We start from the raw sequence: 22,029 nt of genomic DNA on the forward strand, positions 1-22,029 counted from the left end.
CCAGCGATGGCTTTGCAGATCAGCGCCACCAACCCGGAGCATCCCGCGCTCCTGCTCGAACTGCCCTGGCAGCTGCCCCTGGAGGAGTGGCCCGAGCACTACCTGGTGCCGCTGCCGCGCGGCATCTCCCGGCATGTAGTGCGCTACGCGCGCGCCGGGGACGAGGTGGTGGCCGTCAAGGAGCTCGCCGAGCGGCCCGCGGTGCGCGAGTACGAGCTGCTGCGCAGCCTGGACCGGATCGGCATCCCGGCGGTCGATCCGCTCGCCGTGGTGACCGGGCGCACCGACGGCACGGGCGAGCCGCTGGAGCCCGTACTGATCACCCGGCATCTGGGCGGCTCGATGCCGTACCGGTCGATGTTCGAGACGACGATGCGGCCCGCCACCATGCACCGGCTGATGGACGCGCTCGCGGTGCTGCTCGTGCGGCTGCATCTGGCGGGGTTCGCCTGGGGCGACTGCTCGCTGTCGAACACGCTGTTCCGGCGTGACGCCGGGGCGTACGCGGCGTATCTGGTGGACGCCGAGACCGGGGACCTGCACCCTCAGCTCAGCAGCGGACAGCGCGAGTACGATCTCGATCTCGCCCGGGTCAACATCAGCGGGGAACTGCTGGACCTGGAGGCGGCCGGAGCCCTGCACCCCTCGGTGGACCCGATCGAGTTCGGCATGGAGATCTGCGCGCGCTACCGGGGCCTGTGGGAGGAGCTGACCCGTACGTCGGTGTATCCGGCGGGCAAGTACCACTACATCGACCGCCGGATACGCCGCCTCAACGACCTCGGTTTCGATGTCGCCGAGATGCAGATAGCGCACTCCGCCAACGGCGACACCGTCACCTTCGTCCCCAAGGTCGTCGACGCGGGCCACCATCAGCGTCAGCTGCTGCGGCTGACCGGGCTCGACACCGAGGAGAACCAGGCACGCCGGCTCCTGAACGACCTGGAGAGCTGGATGGCCACCCAGGACGACTACGCGCCGGGCGACCCCCTCGCCGCCCGCCCGGAGGTCCTCGCCCACCGCTGGGTGCGGGACGTGTTCCGGCCGACCGTCCGGGCCGTGCCGCTGGACCTGCGCGGGTCCATGGACCCGGCCGAGGTCTACCACGAGCTCCTCGAACACCGCTGGTTCCTGTCCGAGCAGGCCCAGCACGACATCGGCCTGGACACGGCCGTCGAGGACTACGTCACGACCATCCTGCCCAAGGTCCGTGACACCCTGCCGCCCCGGGCGGACGCCCCCGCGTCGCCCGCCTGAGAAGCCGGTTTCTGAGCAAAAGCGACCGATCGTACATACGATTGGGCCTGTACCGGCCGAGCGGAGCCCGAATGCGTCCGTGCGGCCGGAACGAAACTGACCTGCTCGGGGTGGGAGACGTATGGCACAGGCCGCCAGTCCAGCGCGGACCGTCATTCTGACCGTCGATGACGATCCCGGAGTGTCGCGCGCCGTCGCCCGCGACCTGCGACGCCGCTACGGCGAGGCGCACCGGATCGTGCGCGCCGAGTCCGGGGAGACCGCCCTGGACGCGCTGCGGGAGCTGAAGCTGCGCGGTGACCAGGTGGCGGTGATCCTCGCGGACTACCGGATGCCCCAGATGAACGGCATCGAGTTCCTGGAGCAGGCCCTCGACGTGTATCCGGGCGCGCGGCGGGTGCTGCTGACCGCGTACGCGGACACGAACGCGGCGATCGACGCGATCAATGTGATCGATCTGGACCACTACCTGCTCAAGCCGTGGGATCCGCCGGAGGAGAAGCTGTATCCGGTCGTGGACGATCTGCTGGACGCGTGGCGGGCCAGCGACTACCGGCCCGTGGCGACCTGCAAGGTGGTCGGGCACCGGTGGTCGGCGCGTTCCTCGGGCGTACGGGAGTTCCTGGCCCGCAACCAGGTGCCCTACCGCTGGTACTCGTCCGACACACCGGAGGGGCTGCGGCTGCTGGCCGCCGCCGGGCAGGACGGTGAGCGGCTGCCGCTGGTGATCACCCCGGACGGTACGCCGCTGGTGGAGCCCGAGGACCCGGATCTCGCGGCGCGGGTGGGGCTGGCGACGACGCCGACGGAGGAGTTCTACGACCTCGTCGTCATCGGCGGCGGTCCGGCGGGGCTCGGAGCGGCCGTGTACGGCGCGTCCGAGGGGCTGCGGACCGTTCTCGTGGAGCGCCAGGCGACCGGTGGACAGGCGGGGCAGAGCTCACGCATCGAGAACTATCTCGGCTTCCCCGACGGTGTGTCCGGGGCGCAGCTCACCGACCGGGCGCGGCGGCAGGCGGCGAAGTTCGGCGCCGAGATCCTCACCGCGCGCGAGGTGACCCGTCTCGAGGTCACGGGCGCGTCGCGCACCATCCACTTCTCCGACGGTTCCGCGATCTCCGCGCACTCGGTGATCCTGGCGACGGGTGTGTCGTACCGGCAGCTGGAGGCTCCAGGTCTGGCCGATCTGACGGGATGCGGGGTCTTCTACGGGTCGGCGCTGACCGAGGCGGCCGCCTGCCAGGGCCACGACGTGTACATCGTGGGCGGGGCGAACTCGGCCGGGCAGGCCGCCATGTACCTGGCGCGGGGCGCCAAGTCCGTCACCATCCTGGTCCGGGGTTCGTCCCTGTCCGCGTCGATGTCGCACTATCTGATCCAGCAGATCGGCGACGCGCCCAACATCAGCGTGCGCACCGGTACGGTCGTCGAGGCGGCGCACGGCACGGACCATCTGGAGCAGCTCACCCTGCGCGATGTGGCGAGCGGGCACACCGAACTCGTCGACGCGCAATGGATGTTCGTGTTCATCGGCGCGGCCCCGCTCACCGACTGGCTGGAGGGGACCGTGCTCAGAGACACGCGCGGATTCATCATGACCGGCCCGGACATGACCCCCGACGGGCAGCCGCCCGCGGGCTGGGAGCTGGACCGGCCGCCGTATCACCTGGAGACCAATGTGCCCGGCGTGTTCGTGGCCGGGGACGCGCGCGCCGAGTCCGCCAAGCGTGTCGCCTCCGCCGTCGGAGAGGGAGCCATGGCCGTGATGCTCGTCCACCGTTATCTGGAGCAGTCATGAGCGGGCGGCCGATGCCCTGCGACATGGCGGAGCTCGGCACGCTGTTCCTGTTCGAGAAGCTGAACACGGAGCAGCTCGAACGGCTGTGCCGGGAGGGCCGGGTGGAGCTGTTCGAGCCCGGATACATCTATCAGGAGGGCGAACCGGCCACCTGCTTCTTCGTGCTCCTCAACGGCACGATCGTGATGTCGCGCCGGGTCGGCGGCGACGAGGTGGAGATCAGCCGCACCTCGCAGCGCGGGGTGTACGCGGGCGCCATGCAGGCCTATCTCCCCGGATCGGGCCAGGCGAGCTACAAGGGTTCCGCGCGGGTCACCGAGCCGTCCCGCTTCTTCATTCTGCCCGCCGAGACGTTCGCCTCGATCCTGCGCGACTGGTTCCCGATGGCGGTGCATCTGCTGGAGGGGATGTTCTTCGGCAGCCAGAACACCCAGCGGATGATCGGGCAGCGCGAGCGGCTGCTGGCGCTCGGCTCGCTGTCCGCCGGGCTGACACACGAGCTCAACAACCCCGCCGCCGCGGCGGTGCGGGCCACGTCCGCGCTGCGGGACCGGGTGGCGGGGATGCGCCACAAGCTCGGCATGATCGCGTCGGGCCGGTACGCGCGCGACGCCATGGAGACCCTGGTCGAGCTCCAGGAACGTACGGCCGAACAGGTCGCCAAGGCCACCCCGCTCAGCCCGCTGGAGGCCTCCGACCGGGAGGACGCGCTCGCCGACTGGCTGGACGACCACGGCATCGCTGGCGGCTGGCAGCTCGCGCCGACGTTCGTGCAGGCGGGGCTGGACACGGACTGGCTGGACCAGATCGCGGGGGCCGTCGACGAGGAGACGCTCGAAGGCGCGATCCGCTGGCTCAACTACACGGTGGAGACCGAGCTCCTCATGAACGAGATCGAGGACTCCACGACCCGCGTCTCGAACCTGGTGAACGCGGCCAAGCAGTACTCGCAGCTGGACCGCGCGCCCTACCAGGTCGCCGATGTGCACGAACTGCTCGACAGCACACTGATGATGCTCGCCGGGAAGATCGGCTCCGGGATCTCGGTCGTCAAGGAGTACGACCGGGCGCTGCCCAACATCCCCGCCTATCCGGGCGAGTTGAACCAGGTGTGGACGAATCTCATCGACAACGCCGTCTCGGCGATGGCCGGGGAGGGTGTGCTCACGGTGCGCACCGCGCTCGACCACGACCACCTGATCGTCGAGTTCCGCGACACCGGTCCCGGGGTGCCCGCGGAGATCCAGGGCCGCATCTTCGACCCGTTCTTCACCACCAAGCCGGTGGGTGAGGGCACCGGGCTCGGCCTGGACATCTCGTGGCGGATCGTCGTCAACAAGCACCACGGGAGCCTCCAGGTGCAGTCCGTGCCGGGTGACACGCGTTTCCAGGTACGTCTTCCACTGACCGCCACGGACACCTCCGAGGAGTCGTCATGACCGCGCCGACCGGAATCGACCCCGCCGTTCCGCCGAGCGGCACCGGCTGTACCGAGTGCGACGCCGCCGGTGGCTGGTGGTTCCACCTGCGGCGCTGCGCCCAGTGCGGTCACATCGGCTGTTGCGACGACTCACCGTCCAAGCACGCCACCGCGCATGCGCAGAGCACCGGGCATCCCGTCATCCGCAGCTTCGAACCGGGCGAGAGCTGGTTCTGGAACTACGACACCTCCGAGCTGTACGAGTCCGGGCCCGACCTCGCTCCCCCGGTGAGCCACCCGGCCGACCAGCCCACACCCGGGCCCGCCGGACGGGTCCCCGCGAACTGGGCCGAGACACTGCGCTGAGGGGAACTGTCCTTCTCGCGACGGCAGTTGTGGACGGAAAGGATGGGAAAGGGTTGGAAGGGCCGCAAGGGCTGGAAGATTTGGAAGATTTGCAAGGGTCGGCTGCCTTGATCGGCATTCCGGAGATCCGGACCGTGGCCGAGCGGATCGGCGCTCATGTCGTGCGGACGCCGACGGTGACGAGTCCGGGGCTGTCCTCGCTGCTGGGCGTGCCGGTCACCGTGAAGCTGGAACTGCTGCAGCGCACCGGGTCGTTCAAGGCGCGGGGTGCGACGGCGAGGCTGCTCGCGCTGAGCGAGGCCGAGCGTGCGGCGGGTGTGGTGGCGGTGAGCGGCGGCAACCACGGGATCGCGCTCGCGGTGATGGCCGCGGCCCTGGATGTGAAGGCGACCGTGGTGATGCCGCGGTCGGCGTCGGCCCGTGCTGCCGAGATCGTGGAGTCGGCCGGCGCCTCACTGCGGCTGACCGATGACATGGACGGAGCGTTCGCGCTCATGGCGCGGTTGCGGGCCGAGGGGCTGACGCTCGTCCACCCGTTCGACGATCCGCTGGTGATCGCCGGGCAGGGCACCGTCGGCCTGGAGTTCGCCGAGGACGCGGGCGAGTTCACCGATGTGCTGGTCAGCATCGGGGGCGGCGGCCTGATCTCCGGTGTCGCCGCGGCCCTGCGCGCGCTACGGCCCGGGGTGCGGATCTGGGGTGTGGAGACGGAAGGCGCGCAGGCCATGTCGGAGGCGCTGGCCGCGGGCGGTCCGGTGCCGGTGGCGCTGTCCTCGATCGTGACCACACTCAGCGCGCCGGCCGTTTCGCGGCTGACGTACGACCATGTGTCCGCCCTGGTCGACGAGGTACTGGTGGTCCCGGACCGCGAGGCCGTACGGGGCACCCTCGATCTCGCCGACCACGCCAAGGTGTGGGCCGAGCCGGCCGCGGGCTGTCTGCTGCCCGCGGCCCGGCGGGTGCTGGAGCGCGTGGGTGACGGGGCCCGGATCGGGCTGGTGCTGTGCGGGGGCAACGCGACCACCCGGGACGTCATGAACTGGGCGGAGCGTTTCGATCTGCGCTGAGCGTGCGTCGGCTCCTGGTGTGCGCCCGGCCGGCGTCGGCCAGGAGCCGCGCCGTCAGCGCACCGACCTGCCGTACATCTCGCCGAGCGGTTCGGCGAGCAGTTCGACGCGGGCGCCGTCGGGGTCCCGGAAGTAGAGGGATGTGCCGCTCTCCTCCATGTACTCGACCCCGGCGGCGTCGAGCCGGTCGCGCAGCCCCCGCCAGGTGGTGGGGTCGACCGAGATGGCCAGGTGGTGCAGGCCGCCGAGCACCTCCGCGTACGGGCCGAGGTCGAGTCCGGGGAAGTCGAAGAAGGCGAGCATATTGTTGTTGCCGAGGTCGAAGAAGAAGTGGGTCGAGCCCTTGTAGTCGCGGTTCTCGATCATCTCCGTGAGGGGGAACCCCAGGATTCCCTGGTAGAACCGCACGGTCCGCTCGACGTCCGAGGAGAGCAGCGCGACATGGTGCACTCCGCGGGCGGAGCTCGCCGGCCTCTCCTGGTGCAGATACGCGTCCCGGATCCGCTGACGTTCCGCCTCGATCGCTGCAAGGTCCACCGCACCCATCGGGAATCTCCTCAAGTAGGGAAGTAGTGACACGGTTGGTATGTAATCCAACCACTTCAGGACAGTGGTTCCTCCTGATCCGGCGACATTCGCAGGCCGTCGCGGCTACGTGTCGGCCATTGCCCGGGGTCGACCAGGTGGAAGAGGGTGGCGGTGACCGCGACGAGACCCGTCCAGCCTGTCTGGTGGCTCGCGCCGATGCCTGCGCCGTTGTCGCCGTGGAAGTACTCGTAGAACAGCGGCAGGTTCTGCCAGTGCGGGTCCGTCTGGAACCTGTGCTGTGCTCCGTGCACCGGGCGGCGGCCGGTGTCGTCCGCGAGGAAGGTGTCCGTGAGCCGGGTGGAGATCTCGCGGGCGACCTCGTACAGGTTCATCTCGTGGCCGGAGCCCGTGGGGCACTCGATGGTGAAGCGGTCACCGTGGTAGGCGTACAGGTTCAGCAGGGCACGGACGATCAGCAGGTTGATGGGGAACCAGACCGGTCCGCGCCAGTTGGAGTTCCCGCCGAACATCCCGGAGTCGGACTCGGCGGGCAGATAGGCGACCTGGTGGACTTCGCCGTGCAGGTCGAACGTGTACGGGTGCAGGGCGTGGTGGCGTGAGAGCGAGCGGATGCCGTACGGGCCGAGGAACTCCTCCTCGTCCAGCATCCTGGACAGGACCCGGCGCAGCCGGTCCTCCCCGAACAGTGCGAACAGGTGCCGTCCGCCCGCGCTGTCGTCGAAGGGCCGGTGGGAGGCGACGACCGCCTCCACGGCCGGGTGGCGTTCGATGAACTCGCGGGCCCCCGCGATCAGTTGGGGGAATCGCTGATCGGCCCAGTCGCCGATGACGGTGGTGGCGGCGAGCGGGATCAGGCCGACGAGGGAGCGCACCTTGAGCCAGGTCGCGGTCCCGTCGGGCAGCCGCAGCAGGTCGTAGAAGAAGCCGTCCTCCTCGTCCCAGAGGCTGTCGTTGGCGGCGCCGATCCGGTTCATGGCGACGGCGATCCACGCGAAGTGCTCGAAGAGGGCCTGCGCCTGCTCGACGTAGACGGGGTTGTCGAGCGCCAGCTCGATGGCGATCTCCAGCAAGTTCTGGCAGTACAGCGCCATCCAGGCGGTGCCGTCGGCCTGGTCGAGGGTGCCGCCGGTGGGCAGGGGCGCGCTGCGGTCGAAGACACCGATGTTGTCGAGGCCGAGGAAACCGCCCTGGAAGACGCTGTTGCCGTCGGGGTCCTTGCGGTTGAGCCACCAGGTGAAGTTCTTCATCAGCTTCTGGAAGGCGTTCTCCAGGAACACGCGGTCACCGCGGCCTGTGCGCTGTTTCTCCAGCTCGTAGACGAAGAGGGTCGCCCAGGCGTGCACGGGTGGATTGACGTCGCCGAAGTTCCATTCGTACGCCGGGATCTGCCCGTTGGGATGCAGATACAGGCGGCGCAGCAGCAGGTCCAACTGCCCTTTGGCGAAGGCGATGTCGACCATGGACAGGGCGATGGTGTGGAAGGCCAGGTCCCAGGCGGCGAACCACGGATACTCCCAGGTGTCCGGCATCGACAGGATGTCGCCGCCCACCATGTGGTACCAGCCGCTGTTGCGGACCGTGGGGTCGGCGTCGAGCGGGTCGACGCCATGGCCCGCGAGCCAGCGTTCGACGTCGTACGCGTAGTACTGCTTGCTCCACAGCATGCCGGCCAACGCCTGCCGTACGACGAGGCGTTCGTCGTCCTTCATCCCGGGGGCGCCGAGCTCGTCGTAGAACTCGTCGGCCTCGGCCCTGCGTCGGTCCATGATGCCGTCGAACTCGGCTTCCCAGTCGGCGAGTTCGGTGTCGCTCAGGCGCAGACGCACGGTGGTACTGCTCCCGCCGGGAATGGACAGGACGTGATGGACGGCCGCCTTGGTCCCGGTCCGTTCGGGGTTGACGGCCGCGCTCTCGCCGTGGACGACGCAGCGGTCGATGCCGTCCTTGACGTACGGGGAGGGGTTGGGGCCGCCGAAGACGCGCTCGTCGTTGGTGTCGTTCTCGGTGAAGAGGGCCGGGGTGCCGGTGGCGCCGTGGAGCCATCGCCGCCCGATTTCTTCGTGCTCGGCGCGGATCCGGCCGCCCGGTTCCTGCCGCAGGCTCGGTACGGCGGTGCCGCCGGCCCAGGACCAGGTGTGCCGGAACCACAGGGTGGGCAGCACGTGCAGGGTCGCCTCGTCGGGGCCGCGGTTGTGCGCGGTGATCTGGATGAGCAGGTCTTCCGGGCCTGCCTTGGCGTACTCGATGTACACGTCGAAGTAGCGGTCGTCGTCGAAGACTCCCGTGTCGAGGAGTTCGTACTCGCCCTCGTGGCGGCCGCGTTTGCCGTTGGTGGTGACGAGGTCCTCGTACGGGTATGCCGCCTGCGGGTACTTGTAGAGGTACTTCATGTAGGCGTGGGTGGGCGTGTTGTCCAGGTGGAAGTAGTACTCCTTGACGTCCTCGCCGTGGTTTCCCTCGGCGTTGGTCAGGCCGAACATGCGCTCCTTGAGGATCGGGTCACGGCCGTTCCACAGTGCCACGGCGAAGCAGAGCCGCTGCTGGTCGTCGCTGATGCCGGCGATGCCGTCCTCGCCCCAGCGGTAGGCGCGGGAGCGTGCCTGGTCGTGGGTGAAGTGCGACCAGGCGTCGCCGTCCGGGCTGTAGTCCTCCCGGACGGTGCCCCACTGACGCTCGCTCAGATAGGGGCCCCAGCGGCGCCAGGGCACCCCGGAGCCGTCCGCGTCGGCCAGCCGCCGACGCTCGGCGCTCTCGGTGCGTTCGTCCATCTCTCCCCCGGTTCAGGTCAGTTGACGAGGTGCGTGCGCACCTGGAGGCCGTGCGCGATCTCCAGCACGCCGAGGGCGGCCTGCCGGCCGCGGGTCGGCAGGTCCTCCGCGGAGATCGCCCCCGCCGTCGTCATGGATCCGTGGATCAGCCGGCCGAAGCCGATCCACAGGGCCGGCAGCAGGATCGACTGGGCCGCGCCGCGGAAGCAGACCAGCGAATAGATCCCGAACAGCACGCCGCCCACCAGCACAGTGGCGCCGGGCCGGGCCAGGGTCGGTGCGCCCAGTGCGAGCGTGACCACGCCCATGGCCACCTGCCGCTGCCAGGCGCCACGGGCGAGGAGGCCCAGCACGCCGGGGTACGCGTCGGGATCCGGGGGCCCGCTCCCCCGCCGGGAGGGAATGCGGTGTGCCGGAGGAACTCATGGGCTTCCCGCCTCTCCGAGGGAACACGCCGAGTTCGGGGCCCGGCGCGAGGAACGCGGGGCCGGGCCCGCCGTTGCGTGAACCCACCCAGCATCCCCCGGACCCGGGCGCCTGCCCATCGGTCGGGCGGCGGCTCTTCAGCGCCCTTTCTCCGCGCCGCTCGCCTTGAGGACATGCCGGAAAGGACGCGGAATCCGGCGTTCCTCGTCCGGGAGGAAAGGAGGCTCCTGCCGAGCGGTTACCCGTCCGGATGCGCGTTGCCGCGCTCAGGACGATGCTGGAGACATGTCCGGACGGGCTCCTTTGATCGTTCATCCATCGCTCGGCACCGGCGGTCGCCAGGTGACCGCACGGGGCGAGAACCTCGGCGTGGCGTTCTCCGACGAGGATCTGCTCGAGTTCCTGGGCCGGGCGGGGCTGCCGGACGCGGAGGATCTCCTGGACGATCCGGCATGGGTGAAGTGGCGCGGGGGGCAGGCCCACTACTACGGTGCCGCATAGTAGCGAGGCGGGCGGGCCACCGACGGGGACGGCCGCGGGGCGACCGCTTTACTCCGATCGGGGGGGCGCGCTCACTCGACCTGGTGGGCGGCGGCCCCCACACGTACCACCGGCGCGCACGGAGACGTTGCCCCGGCATGGACAGCACTCACACAGCACTGCGACCCGTCCCGGGCCGCGCGATCACGGGCGGCCCGTTCGCCGAACTGACCAACGACTACCGGAGCCATCCCCCGATCTACGCGCAGCTCGTCGTGGAGTGGCGGGCCAAGGGACGTGGGGTTCCGGAGCGTCGTGATGTCCGTGAGGTGCTGTGGGCTTCCTTCGCCGCACCGGCTCCGGAGACCCACGAAGACGAACCCGTGCCGGCGGTGCCCGTGCCCCGTGGCCTCCCCGGCTGGTGAGGACTACTCCGCGCTGAGCGGCGCCAGGACGGCCAGTGTTCCATTGGCCTGACGCAGCGCCAGCTCCAACGGGACGGCGGGATGCAGAGCGCCCGTCCCGTCCGGAGGGATGATCCACTCCAGGAACCCCGCGGACCGGTACGGCGGCGGCACGGCGACCCATGAGCCCCTGCCGAGGTGGCGCAGTCCTGACCCCACCCAGCGGCTGGCCGGATCGGGCGGCAGGAAGAAGCCGACGCGATGGGCCGCGCAGTCCACCAGCGTGGGCCCCGGCACCTGAAGCGGATCGCACCACAGGATGTCCAGGGCGAGCAGACCCAGTTGTTCGGGAACGCTGAGCACGTCCCAGAAGCGCCCGGCCTCCAGGAGCACACCCCCGCTCCCCCGGTCCCACTCCCGTTTGCACGCCCGGGGGTTCGTGGCGGCCGCGGCGAGCCACTCCACACTCTGCATCCACATCGCGTTCGTCATCGCCCACCCCTGGGATATTCCACTCCGCGACAGGCGCGGAGAAAGACACGGCCGGCGGGGGACTGCGATTGCCCATCACCCCCTAGGCATATGCATGTTGGTAGATATTTCTAGGCGGCGGAAGGGGTGGCGCGGTCTGGCGTTTTCCGGCGGCCGTTACGGCACGTGCCGCGGAGCGTGGAGTGAGCGCAGTCGGCCGCCGTGCAGCGGGGTCGTGTGCCACCGCGCCGTGAAGGTACGGTCCGGGAGCGAGCAGGTCACCGTCAGGCGGTGCGGGGTCTCCAGGAACAGCACGTCGACGTGCAGGGTCTCCGGGTCGGTCCAGCCCCCGCTCACCGCCGTGGGAACCGGCCCCGGGTCGACGGTCCAGTCGGCTTCACCGAGCCGCAGGTCCAGACGCCCGTCCCCCTCGGCCAGCGACACCCGCCAGCCCTGGTCGCCCGCCGCGACCGTCACTCCCGTCAGTGTCCGCTGAGCCGCACAGACGCCGCCCTCCGGAAGGAACTCGGCGCCCGCCCAGGCGTCGCCGCGCGCCGGGGGCTCCTGATGCGCCTTGACCGGCGGGAGGGCGAGCCCGGCGAGACGTCGCCGCAGCCCGTCGTCCTCCCTGCCCGGCAGCGGAGCGGCAGTGAACGCGGGCAGCAGGTGACGCCACACCAGGTTCAGGAGGTCCTGCATCTGCTCGGTGGCCGCGGTGGTCGCGATCACCGCGTCGTGCTCGGGCAGGACGACACAGAACTGCCCATAGGCCCCGTCGCCCCGGTATCCGTGCCGGGACCTCCAGAACTGGAATCCGTACCCTTGCTGCCAGTCCGACAGCGCCCCCTCGGCCGTACCGTCGGCGTTGGAGATGTGCGCGCGGGTGGCCTCCGCGATCCACGAGGACGCGAGCAGCCGCCGGCCCTCCCAGACGCCGTCCCGCAGATACAGCTGGCCGAGCCGGGCGATCGCGTCGGTCGCGGCGTGCAGGCCGCTGAAGCCGAGGTCGCGTCCGGCCGGGCGCTGCTGCCAGGCGGTCTCGCCGATGCCGAGGGGGTCGAACAGCCGGGGCCGCAGATACGCCGTCAGCGACTGGCCGGTCACGCGCTGCACGATCGTGGCGAGCGTGTACGTGGCGGGGTTGTTGTACGCGAACACGGTGCCGGGGTCGCGGTCCGGCGGGATCAGCAGGAATCCGCGTACGGCCTCCTTCCGGTCGAGCCGGAACGCCTCGGCGTAGGTCTCGGCGAGATGACCGCTGGCCATCGACGCGACATGCCGTACGCGCATGGCGCGGCTGCGCGGGTCGGTGATGTCGGCCTCGAACTCGGGGAAGTACGAGATCACGGGGTCGTCGAGACGCAACAGCCCCTCGGCGGCGGCGAATCCCGCGGCGGTGGACGTGAAGCTCTTGCTCAGCGAGTAGAGCAGCTGGAGGCCCTCGGGGGTGTACGGCGCCCACCAGCCGGAGGCCACGACGTGGCCATGGCGCAGGATCATCAGGCTGTGCGGTTCGATGTCCGGGGCGGCCTCGACGGCATCGAGGAACGCGTGAACGCCCGACGCGTCGACGCCCTGTTCGCCGGGCGAGCTGGCGGGCAGGGAACGTGCGCTCATACGGGCGGCCTCCGGGCGGCTCGGGGTGGCGTGCGGTGGTACCGGCGGCGCTCGGGCCGTGGCCGTGACGCGACGGACGGACACCATGTGCATGCACCATCCTTCCCGTTCGGGCTGCCGCGCGTCCATGGGGGCTCGGCGGGAGTGAAGTGGTGGTGCACGCGGGCGTGCGCGCCGACTGGACGTCAGCACACGGGCGGATGTCAGGTGTTGACGGAGCACCGCCATAATGCTCGGGTGATCATCCCCTCCCCCACACCCGTACAGCGCGTCCCCGTCGTCATCGTCGGCGCGGGACCGGCCGGTCTCACCCTCGGCAACATCCTGCGCGCCGCGTCCGTCGACTGCGTGGTCCTGGAGACCGAGAGCCGGGAGTTCATCGAACAGCGGCCCCGGGCGGGGTTCATCGAGGAGTGGGCGGTACGCGCGCTGCGGGAGCGTGGGCTGGCCGACGGGCTGGGCGAGCGGGGGCAGCCGCACAGCGAGTGCGAGTTCCGGATCGACGGCGAACGTCACCGGTTCGGGTACGCCGAACTGACCGGGGACCGCCATTTCGTCTATCCGCAGCCGCTGCTGGTGACCGATCTGGTGCGTGAGTACGCCGACGTGCGGGGCGGCGACATCCGGTTCGACGTACGGGACGTGGCCCTGCACGCCATCGACGGCGACCAGCCCTCGGTGCTGTACACGGACCCGGTGACGGGTGAACGCCGGCGCATCGAGTGCGAGGTGATCGCCGGCTGCGACGGCGCGCGCGGAGTGACCCGCACCTATGTGCCGCCGGAGCGCGGCTCGACGGCCCGGTACGACTACGGCGTCGGCTGGCTGGCGCTGCTCGCCGAGGCCCCACCGTCCTCCGACTGTGTCGTCTTCGGTGTCCATCCGCGCGGATTCGCCGCGCACATGGCCCGCAGCCCCCAGGTCACCCGCTACTACCTGGAGGTGACGCCGGGCGAGGACCCGGAGAACTGGCCGTACGAACGGGTGTGGTCGGAGCTCCACGCCCGGCTGTCGGTGACGGGTGCCCCACCGCTCACCGAGGGACGGCTGATCGAGAAGCGGGTGCTCGACATGCACAGTTATGTCGTGGAGCCGATGAGGTACGGGCGGCTGTTCCTGGCCGGCGACTCCGCCCACCTCGTGGCGCCGATCGCCGCGAAGGGCATGAACCTGGCGCTGTACGACGCGCTGCTCCTGGCGGACGCCCTCGTCGCCTACTTCGGGACGGGTGACGGCAGCGGGCTGCGCGACTACTCGGCGGCCTGTCTGCGGCGTGTGTGGGAGTACCAGGAATTCTCCCAGTGGTTCGCGGAGTTGCTGCACGGGCCCTCGTCGGGCGATCCCTACCGGGCGGGGTCCGCGATCGCGCGGCTGCGGCGGATCCTCGGCTCACCCGCCGCGGCGGCCACCTTCGCGGACTCCTACATAGGCAGGGCACCGTGAGGTGAACCACCGTGGACCGCTGGCCTGAACCTTTCGCACTCCTGGGCGACGGCGACGGAGCCGAGGAAAAACAGGCCCCTGGAACCGCCGCACGTTGAACACACAACGTCACACCCTCCGTACTTCCGGGAAAGGTGAGAGCCCGGTGCGCAGCGAGGGATGACCATGGTCAAGGTGCAGGACCCCACGGGCGAGTTGGTCGCCGGAAGATACCGGCTGTCCGAAGTCGTCCATCGGGAAGAGGGCCGCGACGGCTGGCTCGGTCAGGATGTCGGCGTCGAGCGGCCGGTCTCCCTGATCCGGTCGCGGCTCCCGGAGCGTCGGCGCGAGGAGGCGGAACGCGGTACCGCGGCCCGGATCCTGCGCGCGTCCGAGCGTCTGGCGCTGGTCTGCCCCGGCCGCGTGGCCACCGTCCTCGACGTGATCGAGGACGACGACGCCGTCTGGACGGTCACGGAGCGGCCCCCGGGCGCCCCGCTGACCGAGCTTCTCGGGCGCGGTCCCGTGAACTACGTCCGGGCGGCCCGCATCGGGCTCGGCCTCCTCGATGTCCTCGCGGCCGCCCATCTCGCGGGGGTGACGCACGGCGATCTCAGCCCCGGCCAGGTGTCCGTGGACGAGCGGGGCGCGGTCCTCGTGAGCGGATTCGGCCTCATGGGGGCCACCTCCTCGCCACGCGTCACCGCGCCGTCGTACGCCTCACCGGAGCAGGCCCGCGGCGAGGGCACCGGACCGGCGGCGGACCTGTGGGCGCTGGGCGCGATCATGTACGCGATGGTCGAGGGCCGGCCGCCGATCCGGGACCGGGGACGGCTCGACGCCACGCTCCGCGCCGTGGACCGGCTGCCCATCCGGGCCCCGCTGAACGCCGGACCGCTCGGACCCGCCATTCAGGGTCTGCTGCGCTGGGATCCCCTGGAACGGGTGCCCGAGCCGGTCGTACGCGAGGCCTTGACGCGCATCCTCAAGGACGACCTCGACAATGCGACGCCCACGGAGCCGCTGCCGCCCTTCCAGGACATCGATGTCGCCGCCCGGCGCGCGGGACGGACCTGGGGCGGGCGGCACGTGAGCCGGCCGGTCGTGCTGGGCGGGGCGCTGGCCGTCACCGTCGTCTGTTTCGCCGTGCTCACCGCGGCGGGCGGACTGCCCGACGGTGACACGTCCGCATCCGGCGCGGCTCCGGGACGGACCGCTTCCGGCAGCCCGTCCGCCGGCCCCACCGACCCCGGCACGCTCCCCCAGCGGACTCCGTCGGTGTCGCCCACGGCCTCCCCGTCCTCCTCTCCCTCCCCCTCCCCCTCCCCCTCGTTCACCGTCGGCGAGAAGGTGCCGTCCGGCTTCTTCCGCTACAAGGCTCCCCAAGGCTTCTCCGTCGACCTGCCCAAGGGCTGGACACCCGTCCGGACCACGAGCTCCGCCGACGGGTCCTACCGAGTGACCTTCGGCGCGAGCGGTGACCCGCGCACGCTGGCCGTCACCTACAGCACGCAACTGGGACCGGACCCCGTCGCGGTCTGGAGCGCGCTGGAGCCGTCCCTGCGCAGCGAGTCCACCGGCTACGAGCGGGTGGGTGACATCCGCGCCGTGAACTATCTCGGCCACAAGGGTGCCGACATGGAGTGGCTGTCCGCGTCCCAGGGGGTCCGCGAGCACACGTACGGCCGGGGCTTCCTCATCGGGGACCACCGGGGGTTCTCCCTGCGCTGGACGACCCCGGCCGACGACTGGAACACCTCCGCCAACCGGCGGGCGCTGGACGTCTTCTTCCAGTCCTTTCAGCCGGCTTCGCGGTGATGCCGGGCCGCCCGCCGGTGGATGCCGGCCTCAATGCCTCTCGCGGACGCGGAGTTCGGGTGTTCGCTGCGACAGCCACAGGGCGACCTCCTCGGCGATGGGCTGTCCGGTCTCCAGCTCGATGAAGCCGAACTGGCCTCCCTGATTGCCTTCCAGGAACCACCAGACGCCGTCCTCGTCCTCGGCGAAGTCGAAGGCCGCGTACGCGAGTCCGGTGTAGACGAGGTAGTCATGGACCGCGCGGGCGATGCGGTCGGGCACCGCGGTGATCTCCCAGCCGTGTCCGGTGTCGCCGAACCGTCCGTCGATCTGTCCGGGCACGGCGGCCTTCCGGGCGGCGAACAGGCGGCTGCCGATGCCGGTCAGCCGGATGTCGGCGCGTTTGGGAATGTACTGCTGGAGGAGCGCCGGACCGGCCGCGACGCCCGAGAAGTCCGCGCCGGGTCCGATCAGGGTGGTGGGCAGGGCGGCCGTCGGTTCGCCGGGCGGAGGCCCCGAGGCCGATTTGACCACGACGTCCCGGTACTCCTCGACGAACTGCTGGGCCACCCGCGGAGCGGTCGTGATGATGGTGGGCGGCACCGCGAAGCCGCTGCTGTGGGCGACCCGCAGCTGCCAGGGCTTGTGCCGGGCCTGCTCGGCCCGGCGTGGGTGGTTCATCCAGCGGGTCGACGCGGAGTAGAGCATGCCGAACAGGGCCTGCCGGGTCTCGGCGGTGAGCCATGGCGAGGGCTCGGCGGCGTGGGCGGCCGGCTCGCCCGGCCGCCGCACCCACACGGATCGCAGGCCGCCCATGCTGAGCACATGGCCGTTGACCGACAGATAGCCGTCGAAGTCACCATGGGCGTAGTCGGCGGACAGCACCGCCTTGCCCGGCAGATCGGCGGGGTCGAGGCGCACCATCGGCACGCCCCGCTCATGCAGTTTGGCCACCACCATGTCGGCGGTGACGTCCTGCTCGGCCGTGAGAATGAGGACAGTCATGTGCGCGGGCGGCCGTCAGTCGTCGAAATGCGTCTGGGAGCCGGCCGTGGACGTCGTGGTGCCGGTGGCCATCAGCAGCGCGCGGTCGCTGACGGCCGGGCGGCCATCGGGCAGCACGTTCAATTGCAGGGACACATCGAAGTGGTACGGGGGTACTGCGGCCGACTGCCCCGTAGGCAAGGCGTAGTTGAGAGTGAACGGTCGCACGAAAGATCCTCCCGCGGTCTCACGATGCTCGACGCCCACCCGTACGTGTCATGACCGTAAGGAATTCATCACTTTCCGCCACATCGGGGTGAAGGTCATCACATCGCGTCGTTTCCCGCTTGCTCGTTTCCGGTTTACTGGGGTGTCCGCTTGGTTCCGGTCCACTCGTTTTTCTGTCTGATTCCGACCAGACCTTCGGCCAACGCTTCGCCCTCAGTGACATGAACGCCGCACCATCCCAGGAGAGTTCCCGGTGACCGTAGCCATCGCTCCATCCGAAGAATCCACCGCGCGCCAGGGCGTGTTGGACCCCGTCGCGAGGGACGCACGCGACTTCGGGGCCTACGCGCGGACCGGCGGCTGGGCCTTCGCGCTGAAGGTGGCGCGCAGTGTGCGTCCCGGCGGGCAGTCCGCCGACGAGACGCCGAAGGTGTCCGCGAAGGAGTTCGCCGAGCTGGCCGGATGCTCGCCCGAGCGTGTGATGCGGTACTACAAGGCGTGGGACCGGGCCGCCGACGACGGTCTCGTCCCGCACTTCGAACTCCTGGTCCCCGGTGCGGACATCGAGCTTCCGGACGCCGAGGTGTGGCACACCTACTACGTCTCACGCTCCAGCGCCGCCTCGGAGCGCGGCACCGCCATCACTCAGGCCGCGGAGGCCGAGGGCATTCGTCCCACGAAGGCTCTGGAGGTCGCCGAGAACCCGACCGCACTGCGCGCCGCGATCCTCGCCGACCCCTCCACCGCCCAGGCCGCGCGGCACGCACTGCTCGACCGGGTGAAGGAGGACCCGGCGCTGCAGGCCGAGTTGGCCCGGGACATCGCCCGCACCGACGAACTGAAGAAGGCGGTCGCCACCGAGAGCAGGGCGGCCGACCGCATCGGCTATGTGCGCCAGATCGCGGAGAAGGGTCAGATCAGGACGCCTGCCGGGCAGACCCTGGACGCTCCGGCCGGGCTCCGCTCCGAGGCCGAGCGCCATCTGTCCCTGCTCGACGAGCTGGACGAGGGCGAGGACTCGGGTGAGTGGGCGACGGAGGCGTACGACACCATGAAGCACCTCGTCGTCGAGACCGTCGAGGCCGACCCCGAACTGCGCGTCCAGGAACGGCGGACGAAGTTCTACAACAGCCTCCAGAAGGCCACGAAGGTCTTCGAGGAGCTGACCTTCGACGACGCCGACGACATCTACGAGGACGACATGGTGCAGCGTCTGGAGGACCTCCAGCAGGCGATCGGCTCCGCCATCGCGGCGCTGCGCGGGGCGGCTCCCCAGCAGTGACCAGGGGCGGCGCGCCCTCCTCGGCGGTGGGCGGTGCACACACACCCGCCGCCTCGTGCCGCCGCACGGCCGCCCTCCCTCAGGCGGACTCGGCGCGGTAGCCGGCCATCACGTCGACCAGGCTCTGCGGGGCGTCCGTACTGAAGCAGATGTCGAGGTTGACCGCGGAACCGGTCGCCGCCTCCTCGGCGCGCGGGAAGAGTGCGCCCTCGTACTCGGCCAGGGCCTTTTCCACGTCGTCGGGGTGGGCGGCGATCGCCGTCGCGAGCTCGGCGGCGTCGAGCATGGCGAGGTTGGCGCCCTCGCCCGCGAACGGGGACATCAGGTGGGCGGCGTCGCCGAGCAGGGTGACGCCGGGGGTGCGGTCCCATCGGTGGCCGACGGGCAGCGCGTGGATCGGCCGGGCGACGAGCGCGCCGTCGGCGTCGGCGATGAGCGACCGCAGACGCTTGTCCCAGCCGTCGAAGTAGTCCAGGACGCTCTCCTTGGCCGCTTCCGTGTCGGCGAAGTCAATGGCGCCGGCGGTGGCCCAGTCGGCGGGCGTCCTCAGGGCGGCGTAGACGTGCAGCGAGCCGTCGGGGTCGCGGTGGGCGAGGAAGCCCCTCTCCTCACCGAGCGCGAACAGCATGCCTCCGCCGACGACGGCGGCGCTCTCGGGGTGGCGGGTGTCGGCGTCGAGGAGGTGCACCTCGACGAAGGAGATCCCGCAGTAGACCGGGGTGGCGTCCGAGACCAGGGGCCGCACCTTCGACCAGGCGCCGTCGGCACCGATCAGCACATCGGCGGTGAACGTCTCCCCGTCGGCGAGCGTCACCTCGTGACGGCCGGCGTCGAGCGTCCGTGTGCCGGTGACCTTGGCGCCCCAGCGGACGGCGCCCTCGGGCAGGGAGCCCAGCAGGAGGTCGCGCAGGGCGCCCCGGGAGACCTCGGGGCGCGTGCCGCCGTCGCCGTCGTCCTCCATCCGGACGGTGGCGTCCTTGTCGAGGATGCGCATGGCCTCGCCGCCGGTGTGGATGACCGCGCGGAACTCCTCGTAGAGCCCGGCGGCCCGCAGTGCGGCCTGGCCGGAGTCCTCGTGCATGTCCAGCATGCCGCCCTGGGTACGGGCGGTCGGTGAGGCGTCGAGGTCGAAGACGGCGGCCTCGATGCCGTTCAGACGCAGTACGCGGGCGAGCGTGAGTCCGCCGAGACCGGCGCCGATCACGGCTATGGGGTGGTGGGGAGGTGTCGACATGGCAGATTCTCCTTGTGGATCGACATACGGATCGATATGTGGATCCATATATGGATCGATAACGGTCGAGGGTTGGCGGCGGCCGGGGCGTCCATCAAGACGTCCCGGGTGTGTCCGGCCCGGGTGCCTCCGGCCTGGGCGTGTGCAGGACGCCGTTGATCAGGACGTGGAAGCCCCAGTTCAGGCGGGCCTCGCCGGGGCCGGAGAGCAGTTCGGTGCCCAGCGCGGCGATGTGCGGGTGCCGGTGCCCGGAAACCCCGCGCAGCGCGGCGGCGAGCTCCGCCCACTCGCCCTCGGCGTCCGTGGGGTCCTTCTCCCCCGCCGCGTGCTCGGCGGCGGTCGCGGTGGCGAACTGCAGCAGCAGGTCGACCGCCCATGCCGCCCGCGCGTCGGGGACACCGCCCTCGCTCAGCAGGGACAGCAACGCTTCGAGCAGGTTCAGATAGCGCTCGCCTGACGGGCGGGCCACCAGCGCGGAGCGGGCGAGGCCCGGATGCTCGAAGAGAACGTCCGTATAGGAGCCGAGCACCCGTACGAGCCGATCGCGCCAGTCGCCGCTCGCCCCGGCCGGGCTCAGGTCGACGGCACCGAGCAGGTCGTCGAGCACCGCCGCGTGCAGTTCGGCGGTGTTGCGTACGTAGACGTAGAGCGAAGCCGGACCGGTGTCGAGCTCCTGCGCCAGGCGGCGCATGGTGACGCGCTGGAGGCCTTCGGCCCGCATGAGCGCGACGGCGGTCTCGATGATGCCGTCCCTGGTCAGGGCCGGTTTCGCCGGGCGTTCGCGACGGCTGGGGCGGGGAGTGGGGTGTGCTGTCACTCCTCCAAGGTAACGAACATGTTCGTTACGAACAAGTACGCCACGAACGTGTTCGTGAAAATCTGCACGCTCCCCGGGTGAGTAGCCGTACTCATGTCCTCGTTCCCGCGCTCCAGCACGATGGGGCCACCTGGACCAAGGAGCCCTTCCCATGCCCGGACCTGGCCTCGCCCCGCCCGCCCGCCACCCCGCATCCGGGGATCGCGTCCCGCACCGGACGCTCCCGACCGCACTCCTCGTCATCGTGATCGCGGGCATGGCGCTCTCCGCCTGGCATCCGCACGACCCGACGACATGGCTGCTGGAGACGGTGTGGGTGCTGGTGGGCCTGCCGCTGGTCGTCCTGAGCCGACGGCGGTTCCCGCTCACCAATCTGCTGTGCTGTCTGCTCGCGGCGCACGCGCTGGTGCTCGCCGTGGGCGGCCACTACACCTACGCGCAGGTGCCGTTGGGCGACTGGGTGCGGGACGGGCTGGGACTCGACCGCAATCCCTACGACCGGTTCGGACACCTCATGCAGGGCTTCGTACCCGCCGTCCTGGTACGGGAGTTGCTCAGCCGGACCTCACCGCTGCGCGGCAGCCGCTGGCTGGCGCCGCTGACCGTGTGCGCCTGTCTCGCCTTCAGCGCGGTCTTCGAGATGTTCGAGTGGGCGGCCGCGGTGATCGGCGGCCACTCCGCGGACGCCTTCCTCGCCACCCAGGGCGATGTGTGGGACACCCAGTGGGACATGTTCTGCGCCCTGATCGGGGCCACCGTCTCCGTCCTTCTTCTCAGCCGCCTGCACGACCGGCAGCTTGCGGCGCTCGGCGGCGTGGGGACGGAACGGCTCGGACCGGTGGGTGTTCCCGTCCAGCGGCCGGTACGCGTCCCCGGGCCCGTGGCCGAGAGCTCGCCGCGTGCGGCGGGGCCCATTCGGTGACCGGGCCCGCGCTGCCCGCACTGTCGGCGTGGGTGGCCGAGACGACAGGAGGAGGGCGCGTCGAGCGGTTCACCACTCATCCGCTGACCGGCGGCGCGGTCTCCGGCCTGGTCGAGCGGTTCACCCTGCACGTGGTCGATGTCCCGGGTGCCGGCGGCGGGCGCGCCCAGGACATCCAGGTCGTGCGCAAGCGCGCCTTCCCGCACGAGACGGCCGGGCTGCGGGCGGCTCAGGTACTCCGGCCGGCCGCGACCGCCGTCCCGGAGTTGATCGCCTTCGGCGAGGACGCGGAGGGAGTGTGGCTCATCACCCCGTTCTTCCCGGGAACGCCCCTGCCCGACCGGGACACGCCGGTACCCGCCAACCTCTTCGGTTCGCCGGCCCGGCTGCACGCCCACTTCCACGGCGCGGCGAACATACCGGGCGCCATACCCCGCGTGACTCCCCAGTGGTGGCAGCGGCTGTGCCACCACTGGGTCCTCCCGCAGGTGGGCCGACATCGCGGCCGCCATCCCGCGGGCACCTTCACCCGCGCGGACACGCTGATCAGCCGTGCCGCCACCCATCCCGCCGTACGGCGCGCACTCGGCCGAACTCGGCTACCGGTGGGCCGCGCTGCAGATCCCCGTCCAGTACCTGCCCTGGACGATGGGGAACCTGACGGACGCCGAGGTCCACGACGCGCTCGACCGCGCCGAACAGGCACTCGCCGCGCTGTGA

At 70.7% G+C, this 22,029-nt stretch carries 21 protein-coding genes; 12 read left to right on the top strand and 9 right to left on the bottom strand.

The window, feature by feature from the left end; genetic code table 11:
* Positions 1-6 precede the first annotated feature (6 nt).
* The 5 genes from OIC96_RS02455 (at position 7) to OIC96_RS02475 (ending at position 5,908) form a co-directional block, all read left to right on the top strand.
* On the top strand, positions 7-1,257 hold the full coding sequence (locus OIC96_RS02455) for a DUF4032 domain-containing protein (RefSeq protein ID WP_330309544.1): 1,251 nt from the start codon (positions 7-9) through the stop codon (positions 1,255-1,257).
* Positions 1,258-1,378: 121 nt separating this feature from the next.
* Positions 1,379-3,055, top strand: a complete 1,677-nt coding sequence (locus OIC96_RS02460; RefSeq protein WP_330309543.1) for an FAD-dependent oxidoreductase — start codon at positions 1,379-1,381, stop codon at positions 3,053-3,055.
* Positions 3,052-4,494: an ATP-binding protein gene (locus tag OIC96_RS02465; protein ID WP_330309542.1), complete on the top strand. Its 1,443-nt coding sequence runs from the start codon at positions 3,052-3,054 to the stop codon at positions 4,492-4,494. Before OIC96_RS02460 ends, OIC96_RS02465 begins: the two co-directional genes overlap by 4 nt.
* Entirely contained in the window at positions 4,491-4,841 is a 351-nt protein-coding gene (locus OIC96_RS02470; protein WP_330309541.1) for a UBP-type zinc finger domain-containing protein, read from the top strand. Before OIC96_RS02465 ends, OIC96_RS02470 begins: the two co-directional genes overlap by 4 nt.
* A 107-nt stretch (positions 4,842-4,948) precedes the next feature.
* Positions 4,949-5,908: a threonine/serine dehydratase gene (locus tag OIC96_RS02475; RefSeq protein WP_330309540.1), complete on the top strand. Its 960-nt coding sequence runs from the start codon at positions 4,949-4,951 to the stop codon at positions 5,906-5,908.
* A 54-nt stretch (positions 5,909-5,962) separates the two neighbouring features.
* Here the strand turns inward: OIC96_RS02475 and OIC96_RS02480 are convergent, their stop codons facing one another.
* The 3 genes from OIC96_RS02480 to OIC96_RS02490 are packed head-to-tail and all read right to left on the bottom strand — an operon-like array spanning position 5,963 to position 9,578.
* A complete protein-coding gene (locus tag OIC96_RS02480; RefSeq protein ID WP_330309539.1) occupies positions 5,963-6,454 on the bottom strand; it encodes a VOC family protein in 492 nt (163 codons plus the stop codon).
* Between the two features lie 56 nt (positions 6,455-6,510).
* Positions 6,511-9,225 carry an MGH1-like glycoside hydrolase domain-containing protein gene (locus OIC96_RS02485; protein ID WP_330309538.1) on the bottom strand — a complete coding sequence of 905 codons (2,715 nt, stop codon included), beginning with the start codon at positions 9,223-9,225 and terminating at the stop codon, positions 6,511-6,513.
* A gap of 17 nt (positions 9,226-9,242) precedes the next feature.
* Positions 9,243-9,578: a hypothetical protein gene (locus OIC96_RS02490; RefSeq protein ID WP_330309537.1), complete on the bottom strand. Its 336-nt coding sequence runs from the start codon at positions 9,576-9,578 to the stop codon at positions 9,243-9,245.
* A gap of 358 nt (positions 9,579-9,936) precedes the next feature.
* Here OIC96_RS02490 and OIC96_RS02495 point away from each other — a divergent pair, with 358 nt between their 5' ends.
* Both OIC96_RS02495 and OIC96_RS02500 read left to right on the top strand, forming a co-directional pair.
* Positions 9,937-10,152, top strand: a complete 216-nt coding sequence (locus OIC96_RS02495; RefSeq protein WP_330309536.1) for a hypothetical protein — start codon at positions 9,937-9,939, stop codon at positions 10,150-10,152.
* Between the two features lie 137 nt (positions 10,153-10,289).
* Positions 10,290-10,556 (top strand): hypothetical protein, encoded by a 267-nt coding sequence (locus tag OIC96_RS02500; RefSeq protein ID WP_330309535.1) that lies wholly within the window; start codon positions 10,290-10,292, stop codon positions 10,554-10,556.
* 3 nt (positions 10,557-10,559) lie between these two features.
* Here the strand turns inward: OIC96_RS02500 and OIC96_RS02505 are convergent, their stop codons facing one another.
* A complete protein-coding gene (locus OIC96_RS02505) occupies positions 10,560-11,027 on the bottom strand; it encodes a hypothetical protein (protein WP_330309534.1) in 468 nt (155 codons plus the stop codon).
* A 156-nt stretch (positions 11,028-11,183) separates the two neighbouring features.
* Complete coding sequence (locus tag OIC96_RS02510; RefSeq protein ID WP_330309533.1) at positions 11,184-12,623, bottom strand: serine hydrolase domain-containing protein; 1,440 nt, start codon at positions 12,621-12,623, stop codon at positions 11,184-11,186.
* Positions 12,624-12,860: 237 nt separating this feature from the next.
* Between OIC96_RS02510 and OIC96_RS02515 the strand changes: the two genes are divergently transcribed.
* Together OIC96_RS02515 and OIC96_RS02520 are read left to right on the top strand one after the other, a co-directional pair.
* Positions 12,861-14,066: a 4-hydroxybenzoate 3-monooxygenase gene (locus OIC96_RS02515; RefSeq protein ID WP_330309532.1), complete on the top strand. Its 1,206-nt coding sequence runs from the start codon at positions 12,861-12,863 to the stop codon at positions 14,064-14,066.
* A 165-nt stretch (positions 14,067-14,231) separates the two neighbouring features.
* Complete coding sequence (locus tag OIC96_RS02520; RefSeq protein WP_330309531.1) at positions 14,232-15,863, top strand: serine/threonine-protein kinase; 1,632 nt, start codon at positions 14,232-14,234, stop codon at positions 15,861-15,863.
* A 30-nt stretch (positions 15,864-15,893) separates the two neighbouring features.
* Here the strand turns inward: OIC96_RS02520 and tgmB are convergent, their stop codons facing one another.
* Both tgmB and tgmA read right to left on the bottom strand, forming a co-directional pair.
* A complete protein-coding gene (tgmB, locus tag OIC96_RS02525; RefSeq protein ID WP_330309530.1) occupies positions 15,894-16,847 on the bottom strand; it encodes an ATP-grasp ribosomal peptide maturase in 954 nt (317 codons plus the stop codon).
* Positions 16,848-16,862: 15 nt separating this feature from the next.
* A complete protein-coding gene (gene tgmA / locus OIC96_RS02530) occupies positions 16,863-17,054 on the bottom strand; it encodes a putative ATP-grasp-modified RiPP (protein ID WP_028804150.1) in 192 nt (63 codons plus the stop codon).
* A gap of 253 nt (positions 17,055-17,307) precedes the next feature.
* On the opposite strand from tgmA, the gene OIC96_RS02535 reads away from it, so the two are divergent.
* Positions 17,308-18,336 (top strand): hypothetical protein, encoded by a 1,029-nt coding sequence (locus OIC96_RS02535; RefSeq protein ID WP_330309529.1) that lies wholly within the window; start codon positions 17,308-17,310, stop codon positions 18,334-18,336.
* 79 nt (positions 18,337-18,415) lie between these two features.
* Here the strand turns inward: OIC96_RS02535 and OIC96_RS02540 are convergent, their stop codons facing one another.
* Together OIC96_RS02540 and OIC96_RS02545 are read right to left on the bottom strand one after the other, a co-directional pair.
* On the bottom strand, positions 18,416-19,570 hold the full coding sequence (locus OIC96_RS02540) for an FAD-dependent oxidoreductase (RefSeq protein WP_330309528.1): 1,155 nt from the start codon (positions 19,568-19,570) through the stop codon (positions 18,416-18,418).
* Between the two features lie 94 nt (positions 19,571-19,664).
* The gene (locus OIC96_RS02545; RefSeq protein WP_330309527.1) at positions 19,665-20,387 is read right to left on the bottom strand and encodes a TetR/AcrR family transcriptional regulator; all 723 of its coding nucleotides are present in this window, start codon (positions 20,385-20,387) and stop codon (positions 19,665-19,667) included.
* A gap of 151 nt (positions 20,388-20,538) precedes the next feature.
* Here OIC96_RS02545 and OIC96_RS02550 point away from each other — a divergent pair, with 151 nt between their 5' ends.
* Positions 20,539-21,309 carry a DUF2238 domain-containing protein gene (locus OIC96_RS02550; RefSeq protein ID WP_406502212.1) on the top strand — a complete coding sequence of 257 codons (771 nt, stop codon included), beginning with the start codon at positions 20,539-20,541 and terminating at the stop codon, positions 21,307-21,309.
* Between the two features lie 552 nt (positions 21,310-21,861).
* Positions 21,862-22,029 (top strand): hypothetical protein, encoded by a 168-nt coding sequence (locus tag OIC96_RS02555; RefSeq protein ID WP_330309526.1) that lies wholly within the window; start codon positions 21,862-21,864, stop codon positions 22,027-22,029.

The organism is Streptomyces sp. NBC_00775 (assembly GCF_036347135.1).
Classification (GTDB): domain Bacteria; phylum Actinomycetota; class Actinomycetes; order Streptomycetales; family Streptomycetaceae; genus Streptomyces; species Streptomyces lutosisoli.